The organism is Stenotrophomonas africana, assembly GCF_013004645.1.
GTDB lineage: Bacteria > Pseudomonadota > Gammaproteobacteria > Xanthomonadales > Xanthomonadaceae > Stenotrophomonas > Stenotrophomonas africana.
Genome location: NZ_JABEME010000011.1, coordinates 47,151 through 68,728, shown reverse-complemented (window position 1 = coordinate 68,728; position 21,578 = coordinate 47,151). Strand labels below are relative to the sequence as shown.

The window sequence follows — 21,578 nt, the reverse complement described above, 5'->3', positions numbered from 1 at the left end:
CCGCAGAAAGAAAACGCCCCGGAATTCCGGGGCGTTTTTTTGCACCGACGAGCAGGCGCTTCAACTGGCGGCTTCGCGCACCGCAGCGGACAGGCGGTCCAGCGTATCCTGCATCAGCGTTGCATCATCGGCCTCGACCGTGACCCGCACCACCGGCTCGGTACCGGACGGGCGCAGGAACGCACGGCCACGGCCGGCCACCGACTGCTGCGCGACAGCCAGCGCGGCCTGCACGCTGTCGGCCTGCACCGTGGCCTTGGCCGAGACATTGCCCAGCCGCACGTTGACCGTCTTCTGCGGCACCCGCACCAGTCCCTTCAGTGCCTGGCGCAGGGTCTGCCCGCTGTTGCGCAACGCCACCAGCACCTGCAGGGCACTGACGATGCCGTCGCCGGTGGTGGCCCGGTCCAGGCACAGCAGATGGCCGGAGGCTTCACCGCCGAGCACCCCGCCGCCTTCGATCAGCGCCTGGTGCACGTAACGATCGCCGACATTGCTGCGCACGAACGGAATCTGCAGGTCGGCAAATGCCTTCTCGACGCCGTAGTTGCTCATCAGCGTGCCGACCACCGGGCCGCGCAGGCGGCCTTCGTCCTTCCATGCGCGGGCCAGGATGTACAGCAGGTCATCGCCGTCGACCGGGTTGCCCTGGTCATCAGCCATCAACACGCGGTCACCATCGCCATCGAAGGCGATGCCCAGATCGGCCCGGGTCTCGCGGACCTTGGCCGCCAGGTTGTCGATATGGGTGGACCCCACGCCGGCATTGATGTTGACGCCGTTGGGCTCGGCACCAATGCCGATCACCTCGGCGCCCAGTTCGCGGAACAGCAGCGGTGCGATCTGGTAGGTGGCACCGTGCGCGCAATCCAGCACCAGGCGCACGCCACGCAGGTCGAACGCGCGCGGCACGCTGGCCTTGCAGAACTCGATGTAACGTCCCACCGCTTCGCGCGCGCGCGATGCCTTGCCCAGCTTCTCCGATTCGGCGGTGGTGAACGGGACGTCCAGCGCCGCTTCCAGGGCCAGCTCGGTCGCATCATCGAGCTTCTCGCCCTGGGCGGAGAAGAACTTGATGCCGTTGTCGTAGTGCGGGTTGTGCGAGGCACTGATGACGATGCCGGCATCCACACCGAGCGTACGGGTCAGGAATGCCACCGCCGGGGTCGGCATCGGGCCCAGCAGTTGCACGTCGGCACCGGCGGCGACCAGGCCGGCTTCCAGTGCCGCTTCGAACATGTAACCGGAAATGCGGGTGTCCTTGCCGATCACCACGATCGGCCGGCGCCCGTCCTGGCCGCGCTGGGCGACCAGGACACGGCCCAGGGCGTTGCCCAGGCGCAGCACGAAATCGGCCGAGATCACGCCCTGGCCGACCCGCCCACGGATGCCATCAGTACCGAAGTACTTGCGGCCTCCCATCAAGCCACCTCCGGCGCCGGCTGACGGCCCAGCATCGCCAGCAGATCGGACAGGCGATCGCGCATTTCGCGGCGGTCGCAGATCTGGTCGATGGCACCGTGCTCCAGCAGGAACTCCGAGCGCTGGAAGCCTTCCGGCAGCTTCTCGCGCACGGTCTGCTCGATCACGCGCGGGCCGGCGAAGCCGATCAGCGCCTGCGGCTCGGCGATGTTGATGTCGCCCAGCATCGCGAAGGAGGCCGACACGCCACCGGTGGTCGGATGGGTCAGCACCGAGATATACGGCAGGCCGGCTTCGCGCAGCTTGCCCAGCGCAGCCGAGGTCTTGGCCATCTGCATCAGCGAGAACAGGCCTTCCTGCATGCGCGCACCGCCGCTCTGCGAGAAGCACACGTACGGCGCACCGATCTCGACCGCGGTTTCCGCAGCCAGTGCGAAACGCTCGCCGACCACCGAGCCCATCGAGCCGCCCATGAAGGCGAAGTCGAACGACGATGCCACCAGCGCACGGCCCTTGAGCAGGCCACGCATGGCAATCAGCGCGTCATACTCGCCAGTGTTCTTCTGCGCGATCTTGATGCGCTCGCTGTACTTCTTCTGGTCCTTGAACTTGAGCAGGTCGGTCGGGCCCAGGCGCGCACCGATCTCGGTGGTGCTGTCGGCGTCGAACAGGGCGGCCAGGCGCGCACGCGCACGGATCGCCATGTGATGGCCGCACTTCGGGCAGACTTCCAGGTTCTCTTCCAGTTCCGGACGGTACAACGCGCTGCCGCAGTTGCTGCACTTTTCCCACAGGCCCTCGGGGACACTGCGCTTCTTGCTGGGGGTGTTGTCGGTGCGGATGCCGGACGGCATCAACTTGCTGAGCCAACTCATGCGGGAGGACACTTCCGTTCAGGGCGGCCCAGGGGCCGCAAAGGCGGACAGTCTAGCTCCGCTTTCGCCGCCCGTGCACCCCCTTGCCAGCCACGGGGCAGCCGGAAAAAACCATGCTGGGACGTACGTTTAGGTGCGGGAAAGTGCCGGCCGCTGGCCAGAAGCCCCTGCGCGCAGGCGGGTATGGAGGAGGATGCCGGCCAGCGGCCGGCAGTCCTGTTACGCGTCCAGCGCCTGCCGCAGCGGAGCCAGGAAGGTTCGAGCGCGCTGCGCGGCCTCTTCAGCCGAGCCCGCTTCGGCCAGCGCCGCCACCAGCGCGCTGCCCACCACCACGCCGTCGGCCTGGCGGGCCATGGCCGCGGCACTGTCGGCATCCTTGATGCCGAAGCCCGCCACCACCGGCACTGAAGCACGCGCGCGCAACGCCTGCAGGCGGGCACTGGCGGCATCGCTGTCCAGGCGCTCGGACGCGCCGGTGACACCGGCAAAGCTGACGTAGTAGAGGTAGCCACGGGCCAGCGCCAGCAGCTTGTCGGCACGTGCTTCGCTGGTGGTCGGTGACGCCAGCAGGACCAGCGCCAGGCCCGCCGCATCGAATGCCTGCAGCGCCTCGCCCGCTTCTTCCGGCGGCAGGTCGACCAGCAGCACGCCGTCCACGCCGGCGTCGACGGCGGCCTTGGCGAAGGCTGCGTAACCGTGGATCTCCACCGGGTTCAGGTAGCCCATCAGTACCACCGGCGTCTGCGCATCACGCTCGCGGAACTGCGCCACGGCCTGCAGCACATAGCGGCCGCCGGCCCCGCGTGCCAGCGCGCGCTCGGAGCTGCGCTGGATGGTCGGTCCATCGGCCATCGGGTCGGAGAACGGCACGCCCAGTTCGATCACGTCGGCACCGGCATCGACCAGCGCGTGCATGACCGGCACGGTGGCCTCCAGTGAGGGATCACCGGCGGTAATGAAGGGAATCAGCGCCTTGCGCTGCTGCTCGCGCAGTCGCTGGAAACAGGCATCGAGTCGGGATACGGACATTTCAGGCACATCCTTCAATCAGTTCAATCGCATCGCTGGTCCCCCAGTACATCTGGATGACCTTTCCTTCAAACAGTTCCACGCGGATACCCAGGTCCGAACCCGGGTCCTGCCAGGTGAGGTACTCGCCCTGGTCACCGTCGTAGGCGTGCGGGCTGGACACCGGCGGCTTCGGGAACTGGGCCATGGCCTGGGCACGGGTCATGCCGACACGCAGGCCGAATGGACCGGGCTGCTGGGTCGGCGCCCCGCTCTGCGGATCCAGGCCGAGATCGAAACGGACGACGCGATCTTCATCGGTCATCATCGACACGCCGGGCGGCAGCTCCTTGCCGTCGTAGTACTCGCAACTGCCGCCGATGGCTTCAACCGCGCCTTGTGCGGTCCACGGCCCAAGTGCCTTCAGGTCCGTCATATGCTGGCCGATCAGGACCTCGCCGGCATGGTCCAGCGCCACCGAAGCCACTGCAGGCACGTCGTCGCTGTCCGCGCCCTCCACGGACGGCGGATCGACGATGGGCGTACGCGCCATCGGGTCGAGATCATCGTTGGCCGCCTGCTGCACAGGCTGCGTGGTGGCCTTGGCGGCCGGTGCCAGCACCGGTGGCTCCGGCGGCTGGCATGCAGCCAACCCCAGCGCCAGCAGCAGCACGCCACTATTGCGCAGCAGCGCGCTCACAGCACCAGCCCTTCGCGCGCGGCGATGGTGTGCACGTCCTTGTCGCCGCGGCCGGACAGGTTGCACAACACGATCTGGTCGCGCGGACGCTCGCGTGCCAGCTTGATCGCCTGGGCCAGCGCATGGCTGGATTCCAGCGCAGGCAGGATGCCTTCGGTGTGCGCCAGCAGGTGGAAGGCCTGCAGCGCTTCCTCGTCGGTGATGCCGAGGTAACGTGCGCGGCCGGTATCGGCCAGGAACGCATGCTCCGGGCCGACGCCCGGGTAGTCCAGGCCGGCCGACACCGAATGGGTCTCGATGATCTGGCCGTCGTCATCGCACAGCACATAGGTGCGGTTGCCGTGCAGCACGCCGGGGCGGCCGGCAGCAATCGAGGCGGCGTGGCGGCCGGTGCTGATGCCATCACCGGCGGCTTCGGCGCCGACGATCTCGACCTGGCGATCGTTGAGGAAGGCATGGAACAGGCCGATGGCATTGCTGCCGCCGCCGACGCAGGCGGTGATCGCATCCGGCAGGCGACCGTACTCGGCCAGCATCTGCTCGCGTGCCTCGCGGCCGACGATGGCGTTGAAGTCGCGCACCATGCGCGGGTACGGATCCGGGCCGGCCACGGTGCCGATGATGTAGAAGGTGTCCTGCACGTTGGTCACCCAGTCGCGCATCGCTTCGTTGAGCGCATCCTTCAGGGTGGCCGAGCCGGAAGTGACCGGTACCACCGTCGCGCCCAGCAGCTTCATGCGGTAGACGTTGATCTTCTGCCGCTCGATATCGGTGGCGCCCATGTACACCACACACTCCAGGCCCAGCCGTGCGGCCACCGTGGCACTGGCCACGCCGTGCTGGCCCGCGCCGGTCTCGGCGATGATGCGCGTCTTGCCCATCCGCGCGGCCAGCAGGGCCTGGCCGATGGTGTTGTTGATCTTGTGCGCGCCGGTGTGGTTCAGGTCTTCGCGCTTGAGCAGGATCTGCGCGCCGCCGACATGATCGCTCAGGCGCTGGGCGTGATAGATCGGGCTCGGCCGGCCCACGTAATGGGCCAGGTCGCGGTCGTAGGCCTGCTGGAATGCGGGGTCCTGGCGGGCCTGGTCATAGGCCTGGGCCAGTTCCTGCAGCGGGCCGACCAGGGTTTCGGCAACGAAACTGCCGCCGTAGCGGCCGAAGTGGCCCTGGGCATCCGGGAAGGCGTGGTAGTCGGCAATGGGGGAGGCAGACATGGAAGCGACCGCTGATTCGAGACAGGTGGATACTCTAGCGCACGGGTTGTGACCGGAAAATGGATATTATCTGGCGTATATCGTCAGGAAATCTCACATGAGTCGTTCCCTGCTTCCGCCGCTCAATGCACTGCGCGCGTTCGAGGCCACTGCCCGCCTTGGTGGCGTTGGGCGGGCCGCACAGGACCTGCACGTCACCCACGGCGCGGTCAGCCGGCAACTGAAGCTGCTGGAAGACCATCTCGGCCTGGCGCTGTTCCAGCGTGCCGGTCGCGGTCTGCGCCTGACCGCTGCGGGCACGCGCCTGCAGGCAGCGTGCAGCGAGGCCTTCGGCGGCATCGAAGACTGCGTGCGCGAACTGCGGCGGCCCGCGGCGGCCCCGGCACTGGTACTGGGTTGCAGCGGCAGCGTACTGGCGCGCTGGATGATCCCGCGCCTGCCCGCACTGCAGGCCGCCCTGCCCGGTGTGCGCCTGCAGTGGTCGGCGCTGGATGGCAGTTTCACCGAAGCGCAGGCAGCACTGGATGCAGTACTGCTGTTGGCGCAGGGGCCGTGGCCCCGGGGCTGGCAGGTGCGTGAGCTGGCACCGGAACGGGTTGGCGTGGTGGTGGCCCCCTCGCATCCGGCGGCGCAGCGCCTGCGGCATGTACCGCCCTCGGCACTGCTGCAGGAGACGCTGCTGCACACCAGCTCTCGACCGCAGGCGTGGCCGGCCTGGGCACAGGCGCACGACCTGGACGTGTCGAAGCTGCAGCTGGGAACCGCCTTTGAGCACCTGTACTACTTGTTGGAAGCCGCGGTGGCCGGGCTGGGCCCGGCAATCGCGCCAGAGCCGCTGGTGGCCGAGGATCTGGCGGCAGGCCGCCTGGTCGCGCCGTGGGGGTTTGCCGCCACCGGCGGTTTCTGGGTGCTGGCGAGGCCGGACGGACCGGCAGATGCACGCGTGGATGCGCTGGCCGACTGGCTGGGCCAGCAACTGCGCTGACAACGAAAAAGGGACGGAGGGGATCAAGTCGCAAGTGGCACAAGCGACTTAATCCCCTCCGTCCCTTTTTTTCAGCTGGCGGTCGGGGTGGCCAGGCGCTGCTGCAGGTCTTCGCGCAGGCGCGACAGCTCGACTTCGGCCTGCTGCCGCTGCTGCATTCCTTCGCGATGGATGCTGCGCACTTCCTCGACCGTGGCGATCAACTGGTCGTGCACGTGGCGCAGCGTGGCGACGTCGATCACGCCGCGCTGGTTGCTGCGCGCGGTATCCACCGAGGCCTGGCGCAGCAGATCGGCATTGCGGCGCATCAGCTCGTTGGTGGCATCGTCGATGGCGGTGGACAGCTCGACCGCGGCCTTCTGCTCGCCCAGCGAAAGCTGGATGGCGAACTGGCGCTTCCACGACGGGATGGTGATCTCGCGCACCGTATTGAATTTTTCGATCAGCTGCAGTGCGTTGGCCTGGATCAGGCGGATCATCGGCAGCGACTGATCGGCCGCGTGCTGCATGAGCTGCAGGTCGGACACGCGCTTTTCGATCAGCCGGATCGCGTTGTCGACTTCACTCTGGCGGATGCGTTGTTGCGGATCCTCACTGCCCTGCACGGCCAGCTGCTCGGTCTGCAGTTCGGCCAGACGCTGCTTGCCCGCAGCGGCGTACAGCCCCAGAGCGTGGCGTTCTTCACGGACGATATCGTGCATGCGGTCGAACTCGCCCACACGCTTGCCCATCAGCACCTGCTGCGCCCCGACGTCTCCCAGCAGCTGCTCGATCTGCGCATTGGTGTCGCTGAACTTCTGCACCAGCTCGCCCTTGGATGCCCGCAACCGATCAATCAGGCCACCAATCAGAGGAACCCTGGAACGCTGCGCGAACCCGTCAAGCTTCAGGCTGCGCGCGATGCGCACCACTTCGCCCAGCTTCTCGCCACTGGCATCCAGGTCACGATTGCGCACCTGCTCGAGCAACTGGCTGGAGAACGCTGCGGTGCGCGTGGCCGCTTCGCGACCGAACACCTGCAGGTTGCCCGGGCGCAGGTCATCCAGCTCACGGCGGATCTCGGCGATGCGCGGCAGGTCCTCGTGGACCAGGCCAAGTGCCTTCAGCGTGCCCTCGTCGAGCGTGGAAACGGCGGTGTTGGCCTGTACCAGCGTGCCGGGGCTCTGACTGTCCTGGACCATCGGGCGATCTCCTTGAAATGGGTAAGCGGCTGCGGCCGATTCAGCGCAGTCTAGCCTGAGCGGCCGCAACCTCGTCATCGATCTGGGCGTGCAGCGTGGCCGCCTTGCCCGCCAATGCAGCGCCTGCGGCGCTCCTATCGGCCAGGGTGGCCTGTCGCCAGGCGGGCAGCAGGACATCATGGATGCGTGCGAAACGTTGCAGCAGCAGCGTGTCCTGGTCCTGCAGCAGCTGCCATTGACCGGCCTCGACGCGATGCAGGACCGCCAGCCGGCGCAAGTGATCCAGCCGTTCCGACAGCGCGGCATGCCCGGACGCATCACAGCGCGCCAGCCGTGATGCACCCAGCTCGACCCAGGTGTCCAGTGCTGTGGCCGCCTCTGAATGTTCGACGATGGCCAGGGCCCGCTGCTGCTGGTGCTGCTGCAGGTGCTGGGCCTGCTCGCGCGCCTGCAGCGCCAGCACGCCCAGCTGCGACTGCAGCGCATGGCCTTGCGCCTCGCGGTCGACATCGCGCCCAAGCAGGCGCCCCCACCAGCCTTCCTGTCGCCGGATCTGCGCAGGATTCGCCGCCTGCAGGGCCAGCGCGATGCGCGCCAGCGCGGCCACCAGGCCTTCGCCCGCAACCGGCGGCAACCTTGCGGCGCGTTGGGCAAGCACCTGCAGCAGCGGCGCACCGTAGTTGGCCAGCACGGCGACATCGGCCGTGTCCGGCAACATCGGTGACGGCAGTGGCGCCTGCGTGGTCACGGCAGCGGCGGCGGCTTCGGCGTGGATGCCGGGGGGCCATCAGCGTCTTCCGGCGGCAATGACTCGCCGTAGAAGTGGCGCATCAGGGCCTCATCCAGAGCCCGCTCCTCCGGCGTCGCGGCACGGCGTACACGTGCACGCTGCGCCACCACGGCACTGGGCCCGCCGCGCTCGACCTGCTGCCGTGCCCAACCGGCGAACGCAGCCAGGGTCTGCGATACCTGTGCCTGCTGCGCCTGTGATGCCGCCAGCAGTTCGACCAGAGGTGCCAGGCCGGCCTGCAGATCTTCGGCCAGGACCGTGGCCGGCACACTGGGTGCCACCGCGACCGGCACCGATGCGGCGGGCGCAGGGCGTGTTTCGGAGAGCCGCTGCAGGGCTTCAAGCAACGCCGGCCATGGCGCAGGGTCGGCGACGGCAACGGGCGCCGCCTCCGGCGTCGGCGATGGCAACTGCAACGCGCTGGCGATGTCTGCCAACTGTGCAACCACGCGCCCGCCGACATCGCTGTCGTCGGCACCCATGGCCTTGTTGCGCAGGAAGTCGCGCTTGATCTGTGCCCAGCGCTGCGCCTGCGTGTCATCCAGTACGCCGCGCAGTTCGGCCAGCTTCAACAGGTTCTCTTCGGCGCCGGTGGTCAGCAGCTGTGCCTCGCCCAGGTAGTGGTCGGAGATCAGCTGCTGCAGCTCGTCCTCGTTCATCACCGGTGAGATCTTCTCGGCCAGCTTGTTCATGTTGCGGTAGCTGCCCTGCAGCCGGAACGGCGGTTCGGTGCGGTAGCGGTCATCCTGCGCGGCGCTGGCGATGTACTGCTGGTTGACCCGGTAGACCACGTCGCGCACGCGCAGCATGCGCTGCAGGGTGGCGGTGATCTCGTTGATCTCGGCACTGCTGTAGGCATGGCTGAGGCCATTGGTCGAGACCTCCTTGCCCATCGCACGCTCGACCAACACGTACAGATCGGCCATGTCACGCGTGGCCAGCGGCGCCAGCACCGGGTTGGAAGTCAGGCTGTTCTCGATGTAGCTGAGCGTGAAAGCAGCCTCCATGCCACCGAGCACGTCGCCCAGGTTGTAGATGTCGGCACGGTTGGCCAGCATGTCCGGAATCTTGAACACCTCGCCGGACTCGGTATACGGGTTGCCGGCCATCACCACGCAGAACTTCTTGCCGCGCATGTCGTAGGTGCGGGTGCGGCCGCGCCACACGCCTTCGATGCGGCGGGTGCCATCGCACAGCGAAATGAATTTCTGCAGGAACTCGGGATGGGTGTGCTGGATGTCGTCGACATACAGCATGGTGTTGTTGCCCATTTCCAGCGCCAGATTGAGCTTTTCCAGCTCCTGCCGCGAGGTCGCGTCCGGCGCCTGTGCCGGATCCAGCGAGCGCACTTCGTGGCCCAGCGCCGGCCCGTTGATCTTCATGAAAACCAGACCGAGCCGGTGCGCCACATACTCCATCAGCGTGGTCTTGCCGTAGCCTGGTGGCGAAATCATCATCAGCAGGCCCATCAGGTCGCTGCGCTTGTTCTCGCCCACCGTGCCCATCTGCTTGGCCAGGTTGTCACCGATCGCGCCCAGGTAGACATCGTTGATCAGCTTGTTGCGTACGAACGAGGACAGCGGCCGCGCCTTGAACTCGGACAGACGCAGGGTCTCGCGCTCGCGGCCGATGATGCCCTGGCGCAATGCCTGATAGGCATGGAACGCCGGCACGAAGTGACGCAGGTGCTGCTGCAGGCGTGCCAGGAAGTCATCCAGCGACACCACCAGCGTGCCATTGCCGATGCGCGCGTGCTCACCGAGCAGGCCGTTGACCTCTACCCGCAACGCTGCATCGCTGGCACGGGTGCGCAGCTGGCGTTGCACCAGCAGCAGCGCTGCCGCTTCATCAACATAACCGGCATGCATGGCGTACGCGGGCGTACCCGCAAGTGCACGCAGCCATTGCCCGGCCAGTGCCCAGCGCGTTGCCAGCGGATCCTGGCTGCGCTGCACGGCGCGTTCGACGGTGTCGCGCTGCCCTGCCTGCTCCAGCTGCTGCGCCAATGCCTCCAGCAGTGCCACCGCATGGCGGCTGCTGCTGAACACCGGATCGCCCGCCGCCAGCTCTTCGCCCAGGTAGGCGGCTGCGGCCTCAGCGGCATCGGCGTCGAACGGCAAGGCATGGGACTGCGCGTAGGCCAACAGTGCCTCGGCCATCTCCGTACGCAGGGCCTGGCGTCCCTCATCGGACCCGAACAATCGTGCCAGCGCCTCGGCACCGGCCTGCCGCGCCGGCCACTGCGCCACTGCCTCGCGCCGCTGCTCGGCCGCCCAGAACAGCAGCGCCAGCGCGCGCACCCGTGGTGCATGGCGCAGGCTGCCAGCGGCCTGCTGCAGGGGCAGCAACGCGCGCAGGATCAGCGCGGCATCATGGTCATGGATGCCGCGCTCGTAGCCTTCGCGATAACGCGGTGCGGCGAACGCACGCACACGCTGATCCAGCGCTTCGGGATTGGCGACGTCCTGCTGCAGCATGGCCAGATCGAGGCCGTCGCGCCCCTCCTGCGCAGCCATCAGCAGGCTGCCGGCCAGGTACTCGCCGCGATACAGCGTGGGGGATTCAGAGTCCAGCGTGACCGGCCAGAACGGCTTCAGCGCATCCAGCTCCGGATCGTGCAGGGTCTCCAGGAAGTCGGTGCCGGTCAGATGGATGGCCAGCGTATCGCCACGCGGCAACAGGGTCAGATCCAGTGCCTGGGTATTGACGCTGAAGCGATGGCGCGGCCCCAGCCGCACGACGTTGCCGCCGGCTTCGTACAGGTCACTGCGGTCGCGCAGCTGGCGCACCGCCTGGTCACGCACGCCTTTCAGCCGCGCCTCGATATCGTCGGCCTTGACGTTGTCATGCAACGCGCGCAGGCGTTCGGCCAGTTCGCGCAGCTTGAGGATCAACGGATCGCCGGCAAAGAACGCATTGAGCTCATCGGCGGTTGCGAAGCGCTCGGTGCGCTTGGCCAGGCCGTCGAGGATGCGGTTGGCCGCATCCAGCACCGAGCGCGCCTTGCGCTGGCGGTCATCCAGCAACGCCTGCTTGTGGGTCTCGAAGGCTTCGACCAGCTCCTCGCGCTTGCTCAGGATGTCGCCGAGGAACTGCTCGTGCTCGCCGAACTGGCTCTCCAGCTCCTCCAGCTGGACCAGCAGGCGCGACAACTGCTCGTCGGCGCGTTCAGGGTCGGTCGCCAGCGCCAGCGCGCTGGTGATCGACTGTGAGAACAGCGCGAACTGTGCGGCGAACTGGGCCACGGCCTCGGCCGAACCGAGCGACCTGCGGCGCTGATCGGCGCGCGCGCGCGCCTGGTTGAGACGTCCGTACAGCACCGAGATCGACTCGACCACGCGGGTGCGGGCGGTCGCATCGTCCACCTTCAGGCCGGCCATCAGCTCGGACAGCATGTCCAGGTCGGCGGCCATGCCACGCAACCCTTCCAGCTGCTCGTCCAGCTGGCGGGCGCTCTGTGCCTGCTGCGCCGCTTCATCCAGCACCTGCAGGCGCGTGGTCAGCGGCGCCAACGCGGCTTCGTCCGCAAGAAACTCGCCAGTGGCGGCGCCGACGCGGTCCTGCGCTTCCACCAGCTCGGCCGCCATTACTTCGATGCGCGCGGTGTCGATGTAGCGCAGCTCACGGATGGTCAACAGGCGTCCACGCAATGCGGTGATTGCGTTGAGGGCCTCGACGAACGCCTGCACCTCGTTCCAGTTCTGCGGCTGCAGCCGTCCCAGCAACGCCTTGTGCGCGGTCTCGGCCTCGACCATCGCCTGTGCCGACTGCTGCCGGATCGACTGCACTTTCTCGTACTCGTCCAGCACTGATTCGCCGGTGGCGCTGATCTGCCGCAGCAGCGCCTCGGCGCCATCACAGGCCGCATCACCCAGCCAGTGGTGGGCATCAAACAAGCGCCGTGTATCGGCCACCAGGCGCTGGTAGCGCTGCACCGACACGTCCTGGCCGTCGATCTCGCGTGCCAGGTTGAACAGGTTGGAGATGCCGCGCACCAGTTCGGCATTGCCGATGCGGCCCATGAAGGTGTTGCCGGGCGGTCGGCTGGCGGCGAACTCATCGCTGCTGAAGGGCGTCTGCCAGACCTGCATCGGATGGATGCGGGTTGGTTCGTTGCCTTCAGCGTGGAACAGCACCATGCGCCCATCCTGCAGGAAGGCGTAGCCGTGGCCGAACACCGGGGTCTGCAGTACGCGCTGGATGGTGTTGTAGACGAACAGCGCTGATCGCCCACCTTCGCGCTCATAGAAGATGTACAGCACATCCTCGCCATTGGGTGAGCGGATGCTGCGCTTGAACTGCATGCCGGCCATCGAGGCGTCGAACGCCTTGTGCTCGCCACCCTGCAGGTAATAGCCGCCGGGGAAGATCACACCGTGGTCTTCGGGCAGCTGCACGCAGGCCTGCACGATCGCATCGTTGCGCACAATGCCGCCGGTCAGCGTGTTGTAGATCAGGCCGCGCCACTCCGTCTCGCGGTACGGCAGCACCTTCAGCAGCACCAGCGAACCCACCCGGGCGAATTCGAACTGGGCGTCGTCCAGCGACTGCGTGCTGTCCTCGACCGGTTCGCTGTAGATGCCCTGCCCGGTCTCGGTGTTGTTCTCGACCTTGATGGTGAGATCACCGCCGGTGGTCTCCACGAACAGGGTGTCGAGGATGTTCAGGTGTGAATGGCGGCCACTGACCGCCAGGTCGCGCGTGGCCCTGGTCCATTCGAAGTCGAACGGCGGCGGCAGCGCGATATCGCGTTCACCGCGCGCATCCAGATAGGTCAGTTCGCCATCGCGCGACAGTGCCCAGCGGAACACGCGCACATCGCTGCTGCGTTCACCGATCTGGAACGAGGCCAGCAGCTTGTCGCCCACCACGATCAACTGCAGCAGGCGTGCGTGCTTGTAGTAGGCGTACAGCTCGTTGAAGTCGTGCACGAAGCCGGGCTGGTCGAGGAAGCTGCCCTTCAGCTCCAGCGCGGCGACATCGTAGCCGTCGCTGCCCTGTACCAGCCGGTACAGGCCAAATACATCCTCGATGCGGGTCTGGGTCTTCAGCCCGATGAACACGTTGTAGCCGAACAGCAGGCGATCCGGGCCCACCTGAACGATGTCGCGGCCAACGCAGTTGTTCTCGCTGCGGATGCGGAAGCGCCCGGCCACTTCCAACCGGCTGTCGCCGAATTCGGCCAGGCGCTGGCGATTGAGCGTTTCGGCCAGGGACTGCAGGCGTTGGCCCTGCTCGATCAGGCGGCGGCGCAGGACTTCATAGGCACCGCCCTGGGCGACGGCCTGGTCAACGGTGTTGTCGCCGGCCTCCGGCGCGGTGGATTCGGCGGACGGATGGGTTTCAGACATCAGCAGGCTTCCGGCTCACGGGCGGACGGCCGCGGTTGCGGCCAGCGCGGGCGGGCGATGGCCGCAGCGGCCATCGCCCGATGCATCAACGGGCGCTGTCGACCACGGTGGCCGACACGGTCGGCACCGCTTCGGCATCCTCGGCGATCTGGCGCGGGGCCGGTTCGGCCACGGCCACGCCCAGGTAGCGCTGCATCAGCTCCTGCACGATCGGGCTCTTGCCGGCGAAGCCTTCGATCGACTTGCCCAGCGAGACGGCCTTGACCAGGTTCTCGAACATGCCGCCGTCGCCGCCGACCAGATCGATGTCGGCATTGCGCAACGCGCTGGCGATGACATTGGCGTTCTCGCGCGAGACTTCCTTGCCGGCTTCGATGGAGGCCAAGGCCTGCTTCAGGCTGTTGTCCAGCATCATGCGGAACTCTTCGTGGCCGCGTGCCTGGTCGCTCAACGAAGCGATGGCCTCGAACTTGCGGACCAGGCCTTCGGCCTCGGCCAGCAGCTTCTTCTGCACCACACCGGCTTCGGCGTTGCCCAGCGATTCGGTGGCGGTAGCACGGGCCAGGCCCATCTTCTCCTCGCCCTGTGCCTGTGCCTGCAGCGTCTCGGCCAGCACGCGGGCTTCGTTGCTGCCCTGCTTCAGGCTGGCTTCGGCCTTGGCTTCGATCACGCGCGCTTCGGCGATGCCGACCTTCTCGATGGCCAGCGCGGAGGCTTCACGCACCTGCGCCTCGGCCAGGCCTGGGGCCGCCTGTTCGGCACGGTAGGCGTCGGCCAGCAGGCGCTTGGCTTCAGCCTGCTTGCCAGCCGCTTCATGCTCGGCCTGGGCCAGCGTGGTCAGTTCAACCGCGCGATGCTTGGAGGCGGTCTCGCGTGCCTGCGCTTCCTTCACTTCGCGCACCAGCGACTCCTGCGCCTTGGCTTCGGCTTCCAGGATCAGCACCTGCTTCTGGCGATCGGCTTCGGAAACTTCACGCACTTCCTTGATGCGCTCTTCTTCCTGGGCCACGGTCTTGTCGATGGAGATGCGTTCGCGGGTGATGTTGGCCACGTCCATCTTGCCCTGCTCGACCACCTTGTCGCGCTCCACGCCCTGCAGCTGCACTTCGCGGTCGGTGGTGACCTGCTCCAGCTGGCGCGCACGTTCCACGCGCTCGGCCTCGATGGCCACGGCGCGCTGGCGGTTCTGTTCGGCCACTTCCACTTCGCGCAGGCGGTTCTGGTCGCGGATCTCGATCAGCTGCTGCGCTTCGATACGGGCATTCTCGGACAGCTGGCGCTGCTCTTCCTGCACCTTGGCGGTCTCGGCTTCCTCGCGCGCGCGGATGGTTTCGATCTCGCGCTTCTGCCGCGCCTCTGCTTCGGCCTGCTGGCGTTCCAGTGCCAGCAGCGCTTCACGCGCTTCCACGTTCTTCTTGGTGATGGCGAGCTTTTCGTTCTGCTCCAGCTCGTTGGTCACCACGTTCTGCGCGGCGGTCAGCTCGGTGATCTTGCGGATACCCTGCGCGTCGAGGATGTTGAACTGGTCCAGCAACGACTTCGGAGTCTGTTCCAGGTAATCGATCGCCACGTCTTCCAGCACATAGCCGTTGAGATCGTTGCCGATCACCGCGATGATCTCGTCGCGGAACTCCTGTCGCTTCTCGAACAGTTCGGTGAAGTCGAACTTCTTGCCGACGGTCTTGAGCGCTTCGGAGAACTTGGCGTTGAACAGCTCATCGACGGCATGCTTGTCCGACGCACGGTCGGCACCGATGGCCTTGGCCACGCGCAGCACATCGGCCTGGGTTTCGTTCACCCGCAGGTAGAAGGCCACGGCGATGTCGGCACGCATGTTGTCGCGGCAGATCAGGCCTTCCTTGCCGCGGCGGTCGATCTGCAGGGTGATCAGGCTGATCCGCATCAGTTCGGCGCGGTACAGCACCGGGATGATCAGTGCGCCTGTGAAATGCACCTTGGGCGTGGAGCTCATGTCGTTGACGATCAGGGCCACCCCCTGGTCGACCTTGCGGTAGAAGGCCTTGAACAGGCCGGCCAGGCCGAGCAGACCGACCAGCAGGACCACCACGCCGATCAGGAAGGGGGCCATGGTTGCCAATGTCATCAGTGATTCTCCTTGTTGCCCGGAAGCAGGTTGTCCTGGAAATCGAAGGCGACCGCATCAGCGCGGACCACCCGGTAACAGTGTTGTTCGGCCATGTGCTCGACCAGCACGATGCGCTCGCCACGCTGCAGTTCGATGTCGCTGCGCACCTGCAGCACCAGCCCGGCACCACCGTCGTCGAACGTGGCGTGACCGCTGCGCGCATCCACCCTGGGCGAGGCGACCACGCCGGTCCGCCCGAGCAGCGAGGCCTGCGCCACCGGCCGCAGGCGCAGCAGGAACCGGCGGATGGGCCGCAGCAGCAGCGCGGTGACCGGTACAGCTGGCAACGGCGCAAGCACGGCCACGACCGCGCCGATCGACCAGCGCAGCAGGTCCGGCAGCGGCAGCAGCACGAACAGATGGATGAAATAGGTGACGATCCAGGCGAAGAAGCCCAGCAGCGTCACCACCAGCATGAGCGGCACCCCGCCCAGGCCCCAGCGCGCCAGCAGCGCGGACAGGCCCTGCAGGTCGTGGTGATCGCCATGCAGCGCACCATCGGCGCCGGCATCGCCGAACCCGTCATCGACCAGGCCGAACGCCGCCAGCGCCCAATACAGCACCGCCACCGCCAGCACGATGCTGTACGGCAGGGTCGGGAAACCGAACACGACGGTGAGGAATTCCTGCATCGCTTTGCCTTCCTGGGCTGTGGGCGGTGCTCGCCCGTTCGGGACGCGCAGAGCGCGCCCCGTCGATCCCCGCGCCGGCCCTCATGGCAGGCGCGCTTGGCTCCATCCTATGTGAAGAATGCGTGCAGGCTCAAATCCGGGCGCTGATCAGGACAAATAGCCACGCGAATCACTCGAGAACCGCGCAGTCCGCCCGGCGCACTTCCTCGACGAACGTGCGCATCTTGTACCCGTCCTTGATGCCCGGCTCCAGCTCGATGCCGCTGGAGACGTCCACGCCCCACGGCAGCGTGGCCAGGACGGCGTCATAGACGTTTTCCGGGTTCAGGCCACCGGCCAGCAGGAACGGCCGGTGCAACCCGGTCGGAATGCGGCCCCAGTCGAACGCTACGCCGGTACCGCCACCACCCCCAGGTGCGTGGCTGTCGAACAGGAAGCCGGCGGCGCTGGGATAGCGCAGCTGCAGGGTGCGGGCGTTGACCTCCTCACGCCCGCCCATGGCAATCGCCTTCAGGTAGGGCATGTTGAAGCTGCGGCAGAAGCTCTCGTCTTCCTCGCCATGGAACTGCAACAGGGTCGGACGCACCGTGCGCAGCACCTCGCGCACCTCTTCCTTGCTGTTGTTGCGGAACAGCGCCACCACGTCGACCATCGGCGCGATCGCCTGGCGCATCGCGCGGGCCTCGGCCGGCGCAACCCGGCGGCTGCTCTCGCGGGCAAAGATGAAACCCACCGCGTCCACGCCCAGTTCACCGGCCAAGCGGACATCGCCGGCACGGGTCATGCCACAGAACTTGATGCGTGTACGGTAGTAGGAGCGGCTCATAGCGTGACCTCGGCGGGCAGATGCCAGTTGTCGGGGTACAGGGGCCCAAGGAACACCAGGCCCTGCGGCGGTGCGGTGGGACCAGCTACGGTGCGATCACGCCCGGCCAGCAGTTCGGCGATCCATTCCACCGGCTTTTCGCCGCTGCCCACCAGGATCAACGATCCGACGATATTGCGGACCATGTGATGAAGGAATGCATTGCCCTGCACAGCAACCTCGATCACCTCGCCCTGGCGGCTGACCTGCAGTGACTGCAGTTCACGCCGGGCGTGCAGCGCCTGGCACTGTACCGAACGGAAGGCACTGAAGTCGTTCTCGCCGAGCAGGGCCTGGCCGGCGGCATGCATCAGGGTCTCGTCCAGCGCCCGGCGCTCCCAGCTGAGGGTCTGCCGCTCCAGCGCCGGCCGCACTTCGCGGTTGAGCAGACGGTAGCGGTAACGGCGCGCACGCGCCGAGAAGCGGGCATGGAAATCATCGGCCACCGGCACGCACCAGCGCACCGCGATCGAGCGCGGCAGGCGGGTGGTGGTGCCCAGCATCCAGGCACGCGGATCGCGCACCACGTCGGTGTCGAAATGGACAACCTGGCATTGGCCATGCACACCGGCATCGGTGCGACCGGCGCAGACCACCTGCAGCGGCACATCGGCCACCGACGACAGGGCCTGCTCGAGGCTGGCCTGCACGCTGGGACCACCCTCGCCCAGGTTCTGCCAGCCCCTGAAATCGCTGCCGTCGTACTCGACGCCAAGCGCATAACGCATGTGCTACCTCGATGTTGCGGATGGAGCGGCGCTCAGGCCGGGTCGCGTTCGGACCAGACCGCCAGTTCGTTGCCACCGGGCTCGACGAACTGGAAGCGGCTGCCGCCGGGGAAGGAGAACACCGCGCGCACGATCTCGCCGCCGGCGTCACGCACCGCCGCCTCGACCGGTGCCAGCTCGTCGGCATACAGCACCAGCAGCGGTGCACCGCTGTCGCTGGCCCGCTGCGGCTGGCCACGGAAGAAGCCGCCCTGCAGGCGGCCATCGTCGAAGGCGGTGTAGTCGCTGCCATAGTCGACGAACGACCAGCCGAACACCTTCTCGAAGAAGGCACGGCTGGCGGCGGGGTCGTTGGACGCGAACTCAACGTAATCGATGCGGCGTTCGCGGTTCATGGCACGGTCCTTGTCAGCAGGTTCGATCACGGCAGGCGGGCCAGCAGTTCGCGCGCCTGTGCCTGGCTGTGCAGATCGCCGTCTTCTGCGACTTCCAGCAGCAGGGTACGCGCAGTCTGTGCGTCGCCCAGGTCAAGATAGGCGATGGCCAGCTCCAGGCGCTCCTGGCCGGCACGTGGCGACCAGCCCGCGTCGCCGGCAGGCGCGACCGCGCTCGACGCGATGTCGTCGGAATGAGAGGCCTCGACGCTGCCATGGTCGATGCCGTCGATGGCTTCGGGACGTGCGGCATCCGCCGGAGCCTCGTTCTCATGCGCGTCGGCCGGCAGATCGAACACGCCGCGGAACTGCGGCTGCTGTTCGGCATGCAGCGCATAGTCCGGCACGCCTGTTTCGACCGGGGTTTCCGATGCGACCAGCTCGTCGTGCACCGGCTCGACGACACCCGCGCTGCTGGTGGTTACGAGTTCGTCCCAGCGCGGAAGATCGGTCACCGCCTCGGGCAATGCGACCATCTCGTCGTCGCGCAGCGTACCGGCCTGCCAGTCGGCCGCCACCTCGGGATCGACCACTGTTTCGGCCGGTGCCTCGGGCTCGCTCGCCCAGGCCGGCATCGCCGGTTCCTGGCGGCCACCATCGGCTACCGCCGACGACCACGAAGACTGCTCGGCCAGCGTATCCAGCGCCGCGCCCGCCGGCAACGCAGCGGCCAGGCCGGCGGCATCGTCTTCCTCACGCAGCGGCGGCAGCGGCGACGGCTTGCGACGACGCAGCAGCCAGGCCGCTCCGGCCGCAAGCAGCAGCACCGGCAGCCCCAGCCAGTACCACGGTGTTGCCGCATCCCGGGCATCCGGCGCCTGCGCCAGGCGCTGCTGCGCGGCGGCCAGGTCGTTGTCCTTCATCGCGATCAGCGACTGCTGCTGCTCCTTGAGTTTTTCCAGGTCGGCCACGCGCTGCTTCAGCTCGCCGATCTCGGCATCGCGGGTGGCGATGTCCTCACGCGCCTGGCGCAGTTGTTCGTTGCCCAGCATGTCATCCTCGCTGCCGGCAGCGGTGCCGGTGGTTGTGCCCGCGTGCACGGCGTCGGACGCCAGCGCCGGAGCGATTTCAAGTCGTGCCCCATTGGCCGCAGCCGGGGAAGAAGCGTTCGTGGCTGCCGCCTTGGCGACCGGGGCGACGGCACCCGCGGGTTGCGGCACGGTACGCGCCTGCCGCCATTGCGCGGCGTGCTCGCGCACGAGCGTCGCCGCTTCGGCAGCGTCGACCGCAGCAAGCGCGTCGCTGCCCGGCATGCGCAGCACCGCCCCCTGCTTGAGCAGGTTGACGTTGCCACGGATGAAGGCTTCGGGATTGGCACGCAGCAGGGCGATCATCGCGCGGTCGCGACTGACCTGGTTGCCACGTGCCACCGCACTGGCGATCTGCGACAGGGTCTGCCCGCGCTGCACGGTGATGCTGCCATCGGCCGCCGGTGCAGCAACCGGCGCGGAGGCCGCACGCGGTCGTGCCGGTGCTGGCGCCACCGCAGGGGGCGGCGTAGTGGGCGTCGCTGCTGCCGGCGCCGTTGCCGAAGCCGAAGCCGAAGCCGAAGCCGGTGCAGGTTCGCGCATGATGGTATTGGAGAGCGTGCCGGCCGGTGCGACGATCTCCGGCTCGGCCACGGCCAACGCACTGGGCGGCGCATCGACCAACGCCGAGTACTCGCGCACCAGGCGGCCCTGGCCCCAGTCGGCTTCGATCAGGAAGCTCAGTGACGGCGTCTCCACCGGCGCCTGCGAGGTGACGCGCACCACCGCCCTGCCCTGCGTGTCGCGGGTCAGTTCGAACTGCAGCTCACTGACCAGTCCGGTGGGCCGCTGCAGGCCGACACGTTCGAAGGTGACCGGTGAGGCCAGCGCCACGCGCAGGTTTTCCAGCTCGGACGGGTCCGCCGAGACCACCGGGATTTCGGCCAGCAGGGGCTGGCCCGGCTTGGACAGGACACGGATGTCGCCCAACCCCAGGGCGAGCGCCGAACTGCTGGCCAAGGCGAGCAGGGCGGCGGACAGATAGCTGAGCGGGCGCTTTGCGCCCTTGGCCCGTTTATTCATGGGCGACACTATAAAGCGTGCGGACCGGGGTCCGCACCCATGAAGAGCCGAGCCCATGCTCGGCTGCATGGCCTGAGCCGAGCGTGGGCTCGGCTCTACAGAAAAGGCCGGGCATTGCCCGGCCTCTCCATCAACGCTGTTCGGCGGCGACCAGCTCGGCCAGCTGCACGGCATTCAACGCCGCGCCCTTGCGCACATTGTCCGACACGATCCACAGGTTCAGGCCGCGCGGGTGCGACAGGTCCTCGCGGATGCGGCCGACGTACACCGCGTCGGTGCCCGAGGCATGGGTGACCGGGGTCGGGTAACCACCGGCCTCGTGGCGATCCACCACTTCGATGCCCGGCGACTGCTCCAGCAGCGCGCGCGCTTCGGCCACGGTGACCTTGTCACGGGTCTCGATCGCCACCGACTCGGAGTGGCCGTAGAACACCGGCACACGCACCGCGGTCGGGTTCACCAGGATGCTGTCGTCGCCGAGGATCTTGCGGGTTTCCCAGATCAGCTTCATCTCTTCCTTGGTGAAGCCGTTGTCCTGGAAGTCGTCGATGTGCGGGATCAGGTTGAAGGCGATCTGCACCGGGAAGCGCTGCGGATCGATTTCCTGGAAGCTCAGCAGCTGGCCGGTCTGCTTGCCCAGTTCCTCGGTAGCCGAACGGCCGCCGCCGGACACCGACTGGTAGGTGGAGACGTTGATGCGCTCGATGCCGTACTTGCGGTGCAGCGGCGCCAACGCCACCAGCATCTGCATGGTCGAGCAGTTCGGGTTGGCGATGATGCCGCGCGGACGGTTGGCGACCTGCTCCGGGTTGACCTCGGACACCACCAGCGGCACGTCATCGTCGTAACGGAAGGCCGAGGAGTTGTCGATCACCACCGCGCCCGCTGCGGCGAACTTCGGTGCGTATTCCTTGGACACGCTGCCGCCAGCCGAGAACAGGGCGATCTCGACACCGGTCGGATCGAAGGTGGCCAGGTCCTGGACCGTGACCTTCTGGCCGTTGAACTCGATCTCGCCGCCGGCCGAACGCTCGGAAGCGAGAACGCTCAGGGTACCGACCGGGAAATCACGCTCGGCCAGGATCGACAACATGGTCTCGCCGACCGCACCGGTGGCACCGACGACGGCGACGTGGAAACTGCGCTGTGCATTGCTCATGGGGGAAACTCTCACAAAAACGGGGATGGGGAAAAAA

General features: G+C 67.4%; 16 protein-coding genes. 1 reads left to right on the top strand and 15 read right to left on the bottom strand.

The window, feature by feature from the left end; genetic code table 11:
- Positions 1-60: 60 nt before the first annotated feature.
- The 5 genes from glmM to trpB form a co-directional block, all read right to left on the bottom strand.
- Positions 61-1,422, bottom strand: a complete 1,362-nt coding sequence (gene glmM / locus HLA98_RS17225; protein ID WP_057501246.1) for a phosphoglucosamine mutase — start codon at positions 1,420-1,422, stop codon at positions 61-63.
- Positions 1,422-2,297 carry an acetyl-CoA carboxylase, carboxyltransferase subunit beta gene (accD, locus tag HLA98_RS17220; RefSeq protein ID WP_005410473.1) on the bottom strand — a complete coding sequence of 292 codons (876 nt, stop codon included), beginning with the start codon at positions 2,295-2,297 and terminating at the stop codon, positions 1,422-1,424. The genes glmM and accD overlap by 1 nt, the downstream gene beginning before the upstream one ends.
- Positions 2,298-2,516: 219 nt before the next feature.
- Positions 2,517-3,326: a tryptophan synthase subunit alpha gene (gene trpA / locus HLA98_RS17215; protein ID WP_057501245.1), complete on the bottom strand. Its 810-nt coding sequence runs from the start codon at positions 3,324-3,326 to the stop codon at positions 2,517-2,519.
- A 1-nt stretch (position 3,327) separates the two neighbouring features.
- Entirely contained in the window at positions 3,328-4,005 is a 678-nt protein-coding gene (locus tag HLA98_RS17210; RefSeq protein ID WP_057501244.1) for a hypothetical protein, read from the bottom strand.
- On the bottom strand, positions 4,002-5,219 hold the full coding sequence (trpB, locus tag HLA98_RS17205) for a tryptophan synthase subunit beta (RefSeq protein ID WP_049447688.1): 1,218 nt from the start codon (positions 5,217-5,219) through the stop codon (positions 4,002-4,004). Before trpB ends, HLA98_RS17210 begins: the two co-directional genes overlap by 4 nt.
- Before the next feature lie 97 nt (positions 5,220-5,316).
- Between trpB and HLA98_RS17200 the strand changes: the two genes are divergently transcribed.
- Complete coding sequence (locus HLA98_RS17200) at positions 5,317-6,204, top strand: LysR family transcriptional regulator (protein ID WP_057501243.1); 888 nt, start codon at positions 5,317-5,319, stop codon at positions 6,202-6,204.
- Positions 6,205-6,275: 71 nt separating this feature from the next.
- On the opposite strand, the gene HLA98_RS17195 is transcribed toward HLA98_RS17200, so the two are convergent.
- The 10 genes from HLA98_RS17195 to HLA98_RS17150 form a co-directional block, all read right to left on the bottom strand.
- Positions 6,276-7,385: a toxic anion resistance protein gene (locus HLA98_RS17195; protein ID WP_057501242.1), complete on the bottom strand. Its 1,110-nt coding sequence runs from the start codon at positions 7,383-7,385 to the stop codon at positions 6,276-6,278.
- A gap of 40 nt (positions 7,386-7,425) precedes the next feature.
- Entirely contained in the window at positions 7,426-8,103 is a 678-nt protein-coding gene (locus HLA98_RS17190) for a hypothetical protein (protein WP_212757627.1), read from the bottom strand.
- A gap of 26 nt (positions 8,104-8,129) precedes the next feature.
- A complete protein-coding gene (locus tag HLA98_RS17185) occupies positions 8,130-13,526 on the bottom strand; it encodes a DNA repair ATPase (RefSeq protein WP_057501240.1) in 5,397 nt (1,798 codons plus the stop codon).
- An 85-nt stretch (positions 13,527-13,611) separates the two neighbouring features.
- Positions 13,612-15,630 (bottom strand): hypothetical protein, encoded by a 2,019-nt coding sequence (locus tag HLA98_RS17180; RefSeq protein WP_057501239.1) that lies wholly within the window; start codon positions 15,628-15,630, stop codon positions 13,612-13,614.
- Entirely contained in the window at positions 15,630-16,304 is a 675-nt protein-coding gene (locus tag HLA98_RS17175; protein ID WP_057501238.1) for an OB-fold-containig protein, read from the bottom strand. The genes HLA98_RS17180 and HLA98_RS17175 overlap by 1 nt, the downstream gene beginning before the upstream one ends.
- A 169-nt stretch (positions 16,305-16,473) precedes the next feature.
- Positions 16,474-17,130, bottom strand: a complete 657-nt coding sequence (locus HLA98_RS17170; RefSeq protein ID WP_049447696.1) for a phosphoribosylanthranilate isomerase — start codon at positions 17,128-17,130, stop codon at positions 16,474-16,476.
- Complete coding sequence (gene truA, locus HLA98_RS17165) at positions 17,127-17,897, bottom strand: tRNA pseudouridine(38-40) synthase TruA (protein ID WP_049447697.1); 771 nt, start codon at positions 17,895-17,897, stop codon at positions 17,127-17,129. The genes HLA98_RS17170 and truA overlap by 4 nt, the downstream gene beginning before the upstream one ends.
- Positions 17,898-17,929: 32 nt before the next feature.
- Positions 17,930-18,292 (bottom strand): VOC family protein, encoded by a 363-nt coding sequence (locus HLA98_RS17160; protein ID WP_049447731.1) that lies wholly within the window; start codon positions 18,290-18,292, stop codon positions 17,930-17,932.
- A gap of 26 nt (positions 18,293-18,318) precedes the next feature.
- The gene (locus HLA98_RS17155) at positions 18,319-20,382 is read right to left on the bottom strand and encodes a FimV/HubP family polar landmark protein (protein ID WP_057501237.1); all 2,064 of its coding nucleotides are present in this window, start codon (positions 20,380-20,382) and stop codon (positions 18,319-18,321) included.
- 130 nt (positions 20,383-20,512) lie between these two features.
- A complete protein-coding gene (locus HLA98_RS17150) occupies positions 20,513-21,541 on the bottom strand; it encodes an aspartate-semialdehyde dehydrogenase (RefSeq protein ID WP_049445577.1) in 1,029 nt (342 codons plus the stop codon).
- Positions 21,542-21,578 lie beyond the last annotated feature (37 nt).

What these genes read in the sequence shown, in the direction of transcription:
- glmM (WP_057501246.1), bottom strand. Translation starts at nt 1,422, where the DNA reads ATGGGAGGCCGCAAGTACTTCGGTACTGATGGCATCCGTGGGCGGGTC.
- accD (WP_005410473.1), bottom strand. Translation starts at nt 2,297, where the DNA reads ATGAGTTGGCTCAGCAAGTTGATGCCGTCCGGCATCCGCACCGACAAC.
- trpA (WP_057501245.1), bottom strand. Translation starts at nt 3,326, where the DNA reads ATGTCCGTATCCCGACTCGATGCCTGTTTCCAGCGACTGCGCGAGCAG.
- trpB (WP_049447688.1), bottom strand. Translation starts at nt 5,219, where the DNA reads ATGTCTGCCTCCCCCATTGCCGACTACCACGCCTTCCCGGATGCCCAG.
- HLA98_RS17200 (WP_057501243.1), top strand. Translation starts at nt 5,317, where the DNA reads ATGAGTCGTTCCCTGCTTCCGCCGCTCAATGCACTGCGCGCGTTCGAG.
- HLA98_RS17195 (WP_057501242.1), bottom strand. Translation starts at nt 7,385, where the DNA reads ATGGTCCAGGACAGTCAGAGCCCCGGCACGCTGGTACAGGCCAACACC.
- HLA98_RS17190 (WP_212757627.1), bottom strand. Translation starts at nt 8,103, where the DNA reads ATGTTGCCGGACACGGCCGATGTCGCCGTGCTGGCCAACTACGGTGCG.
- HLA98_RS17185 (WP_057501240.1), bottom strand. Translation starts at nt 13,526, where the DNA reads ATGTCTGAAACCCATCCGTCCGCCGAATCCACCGCGCCGGAGGCCGGC.
- HLA98_RS17180 (WP_057501239.1), bottom strand. Translation starts at nt 15,630, where the DNA reads ATGACATTGGCAACCATGGCCCCCTTCCTGATCGGCGTGGTGGTCCTG.
- HLA98_RS17175 (WP_057501238.1), bottom strand. Translation starts at nt 16,304, where the DNA reads ATGCAGGAATTCCTCACCGTCGTGTTCGGTTTCCCGACCCTGCCGTAC.
- HLA98_RS17170 (WP_049447696.1), bottom strand. Translation starts at nt 17,130, where the DNA reads ATGAGCCGCTCCTACTACCGTACACGCATCAAGTTCTGTGGCATGACC.
- truA (WP_049447697.1), bottom strand. Translation starts at nt 17,897, where the DNA reads ATGCGTTATGCGCTTGGCGTCGAGTACGACGGCAGCGATTTCAGGGGC.
- HLA98_RS17160 (WP_049447731.1), bottom strand. Translation starts at nt 18,292, where the DNA reads ATGAACCGCGAACGCCGCATCGATTACGTTGAGTTCGCGTCCAACGAC.
- HLA98_RS17155 (WP_057501237.1), bottom strand. Translation starts at nt 20,382, where the DNA reads ATGAATAAACGGGCCAAGGGCGCAAAGCGCCCGCTCAGCTATCTGTCC.
- HLA98_RS17150 (WP_049445577.1), bottom strand. Translation starts at nt 21,541, where the DNA reads ATGAGCAATGCACAGCGCAGTTTCCACGTCGCCGTCGTCGGTGCCACC.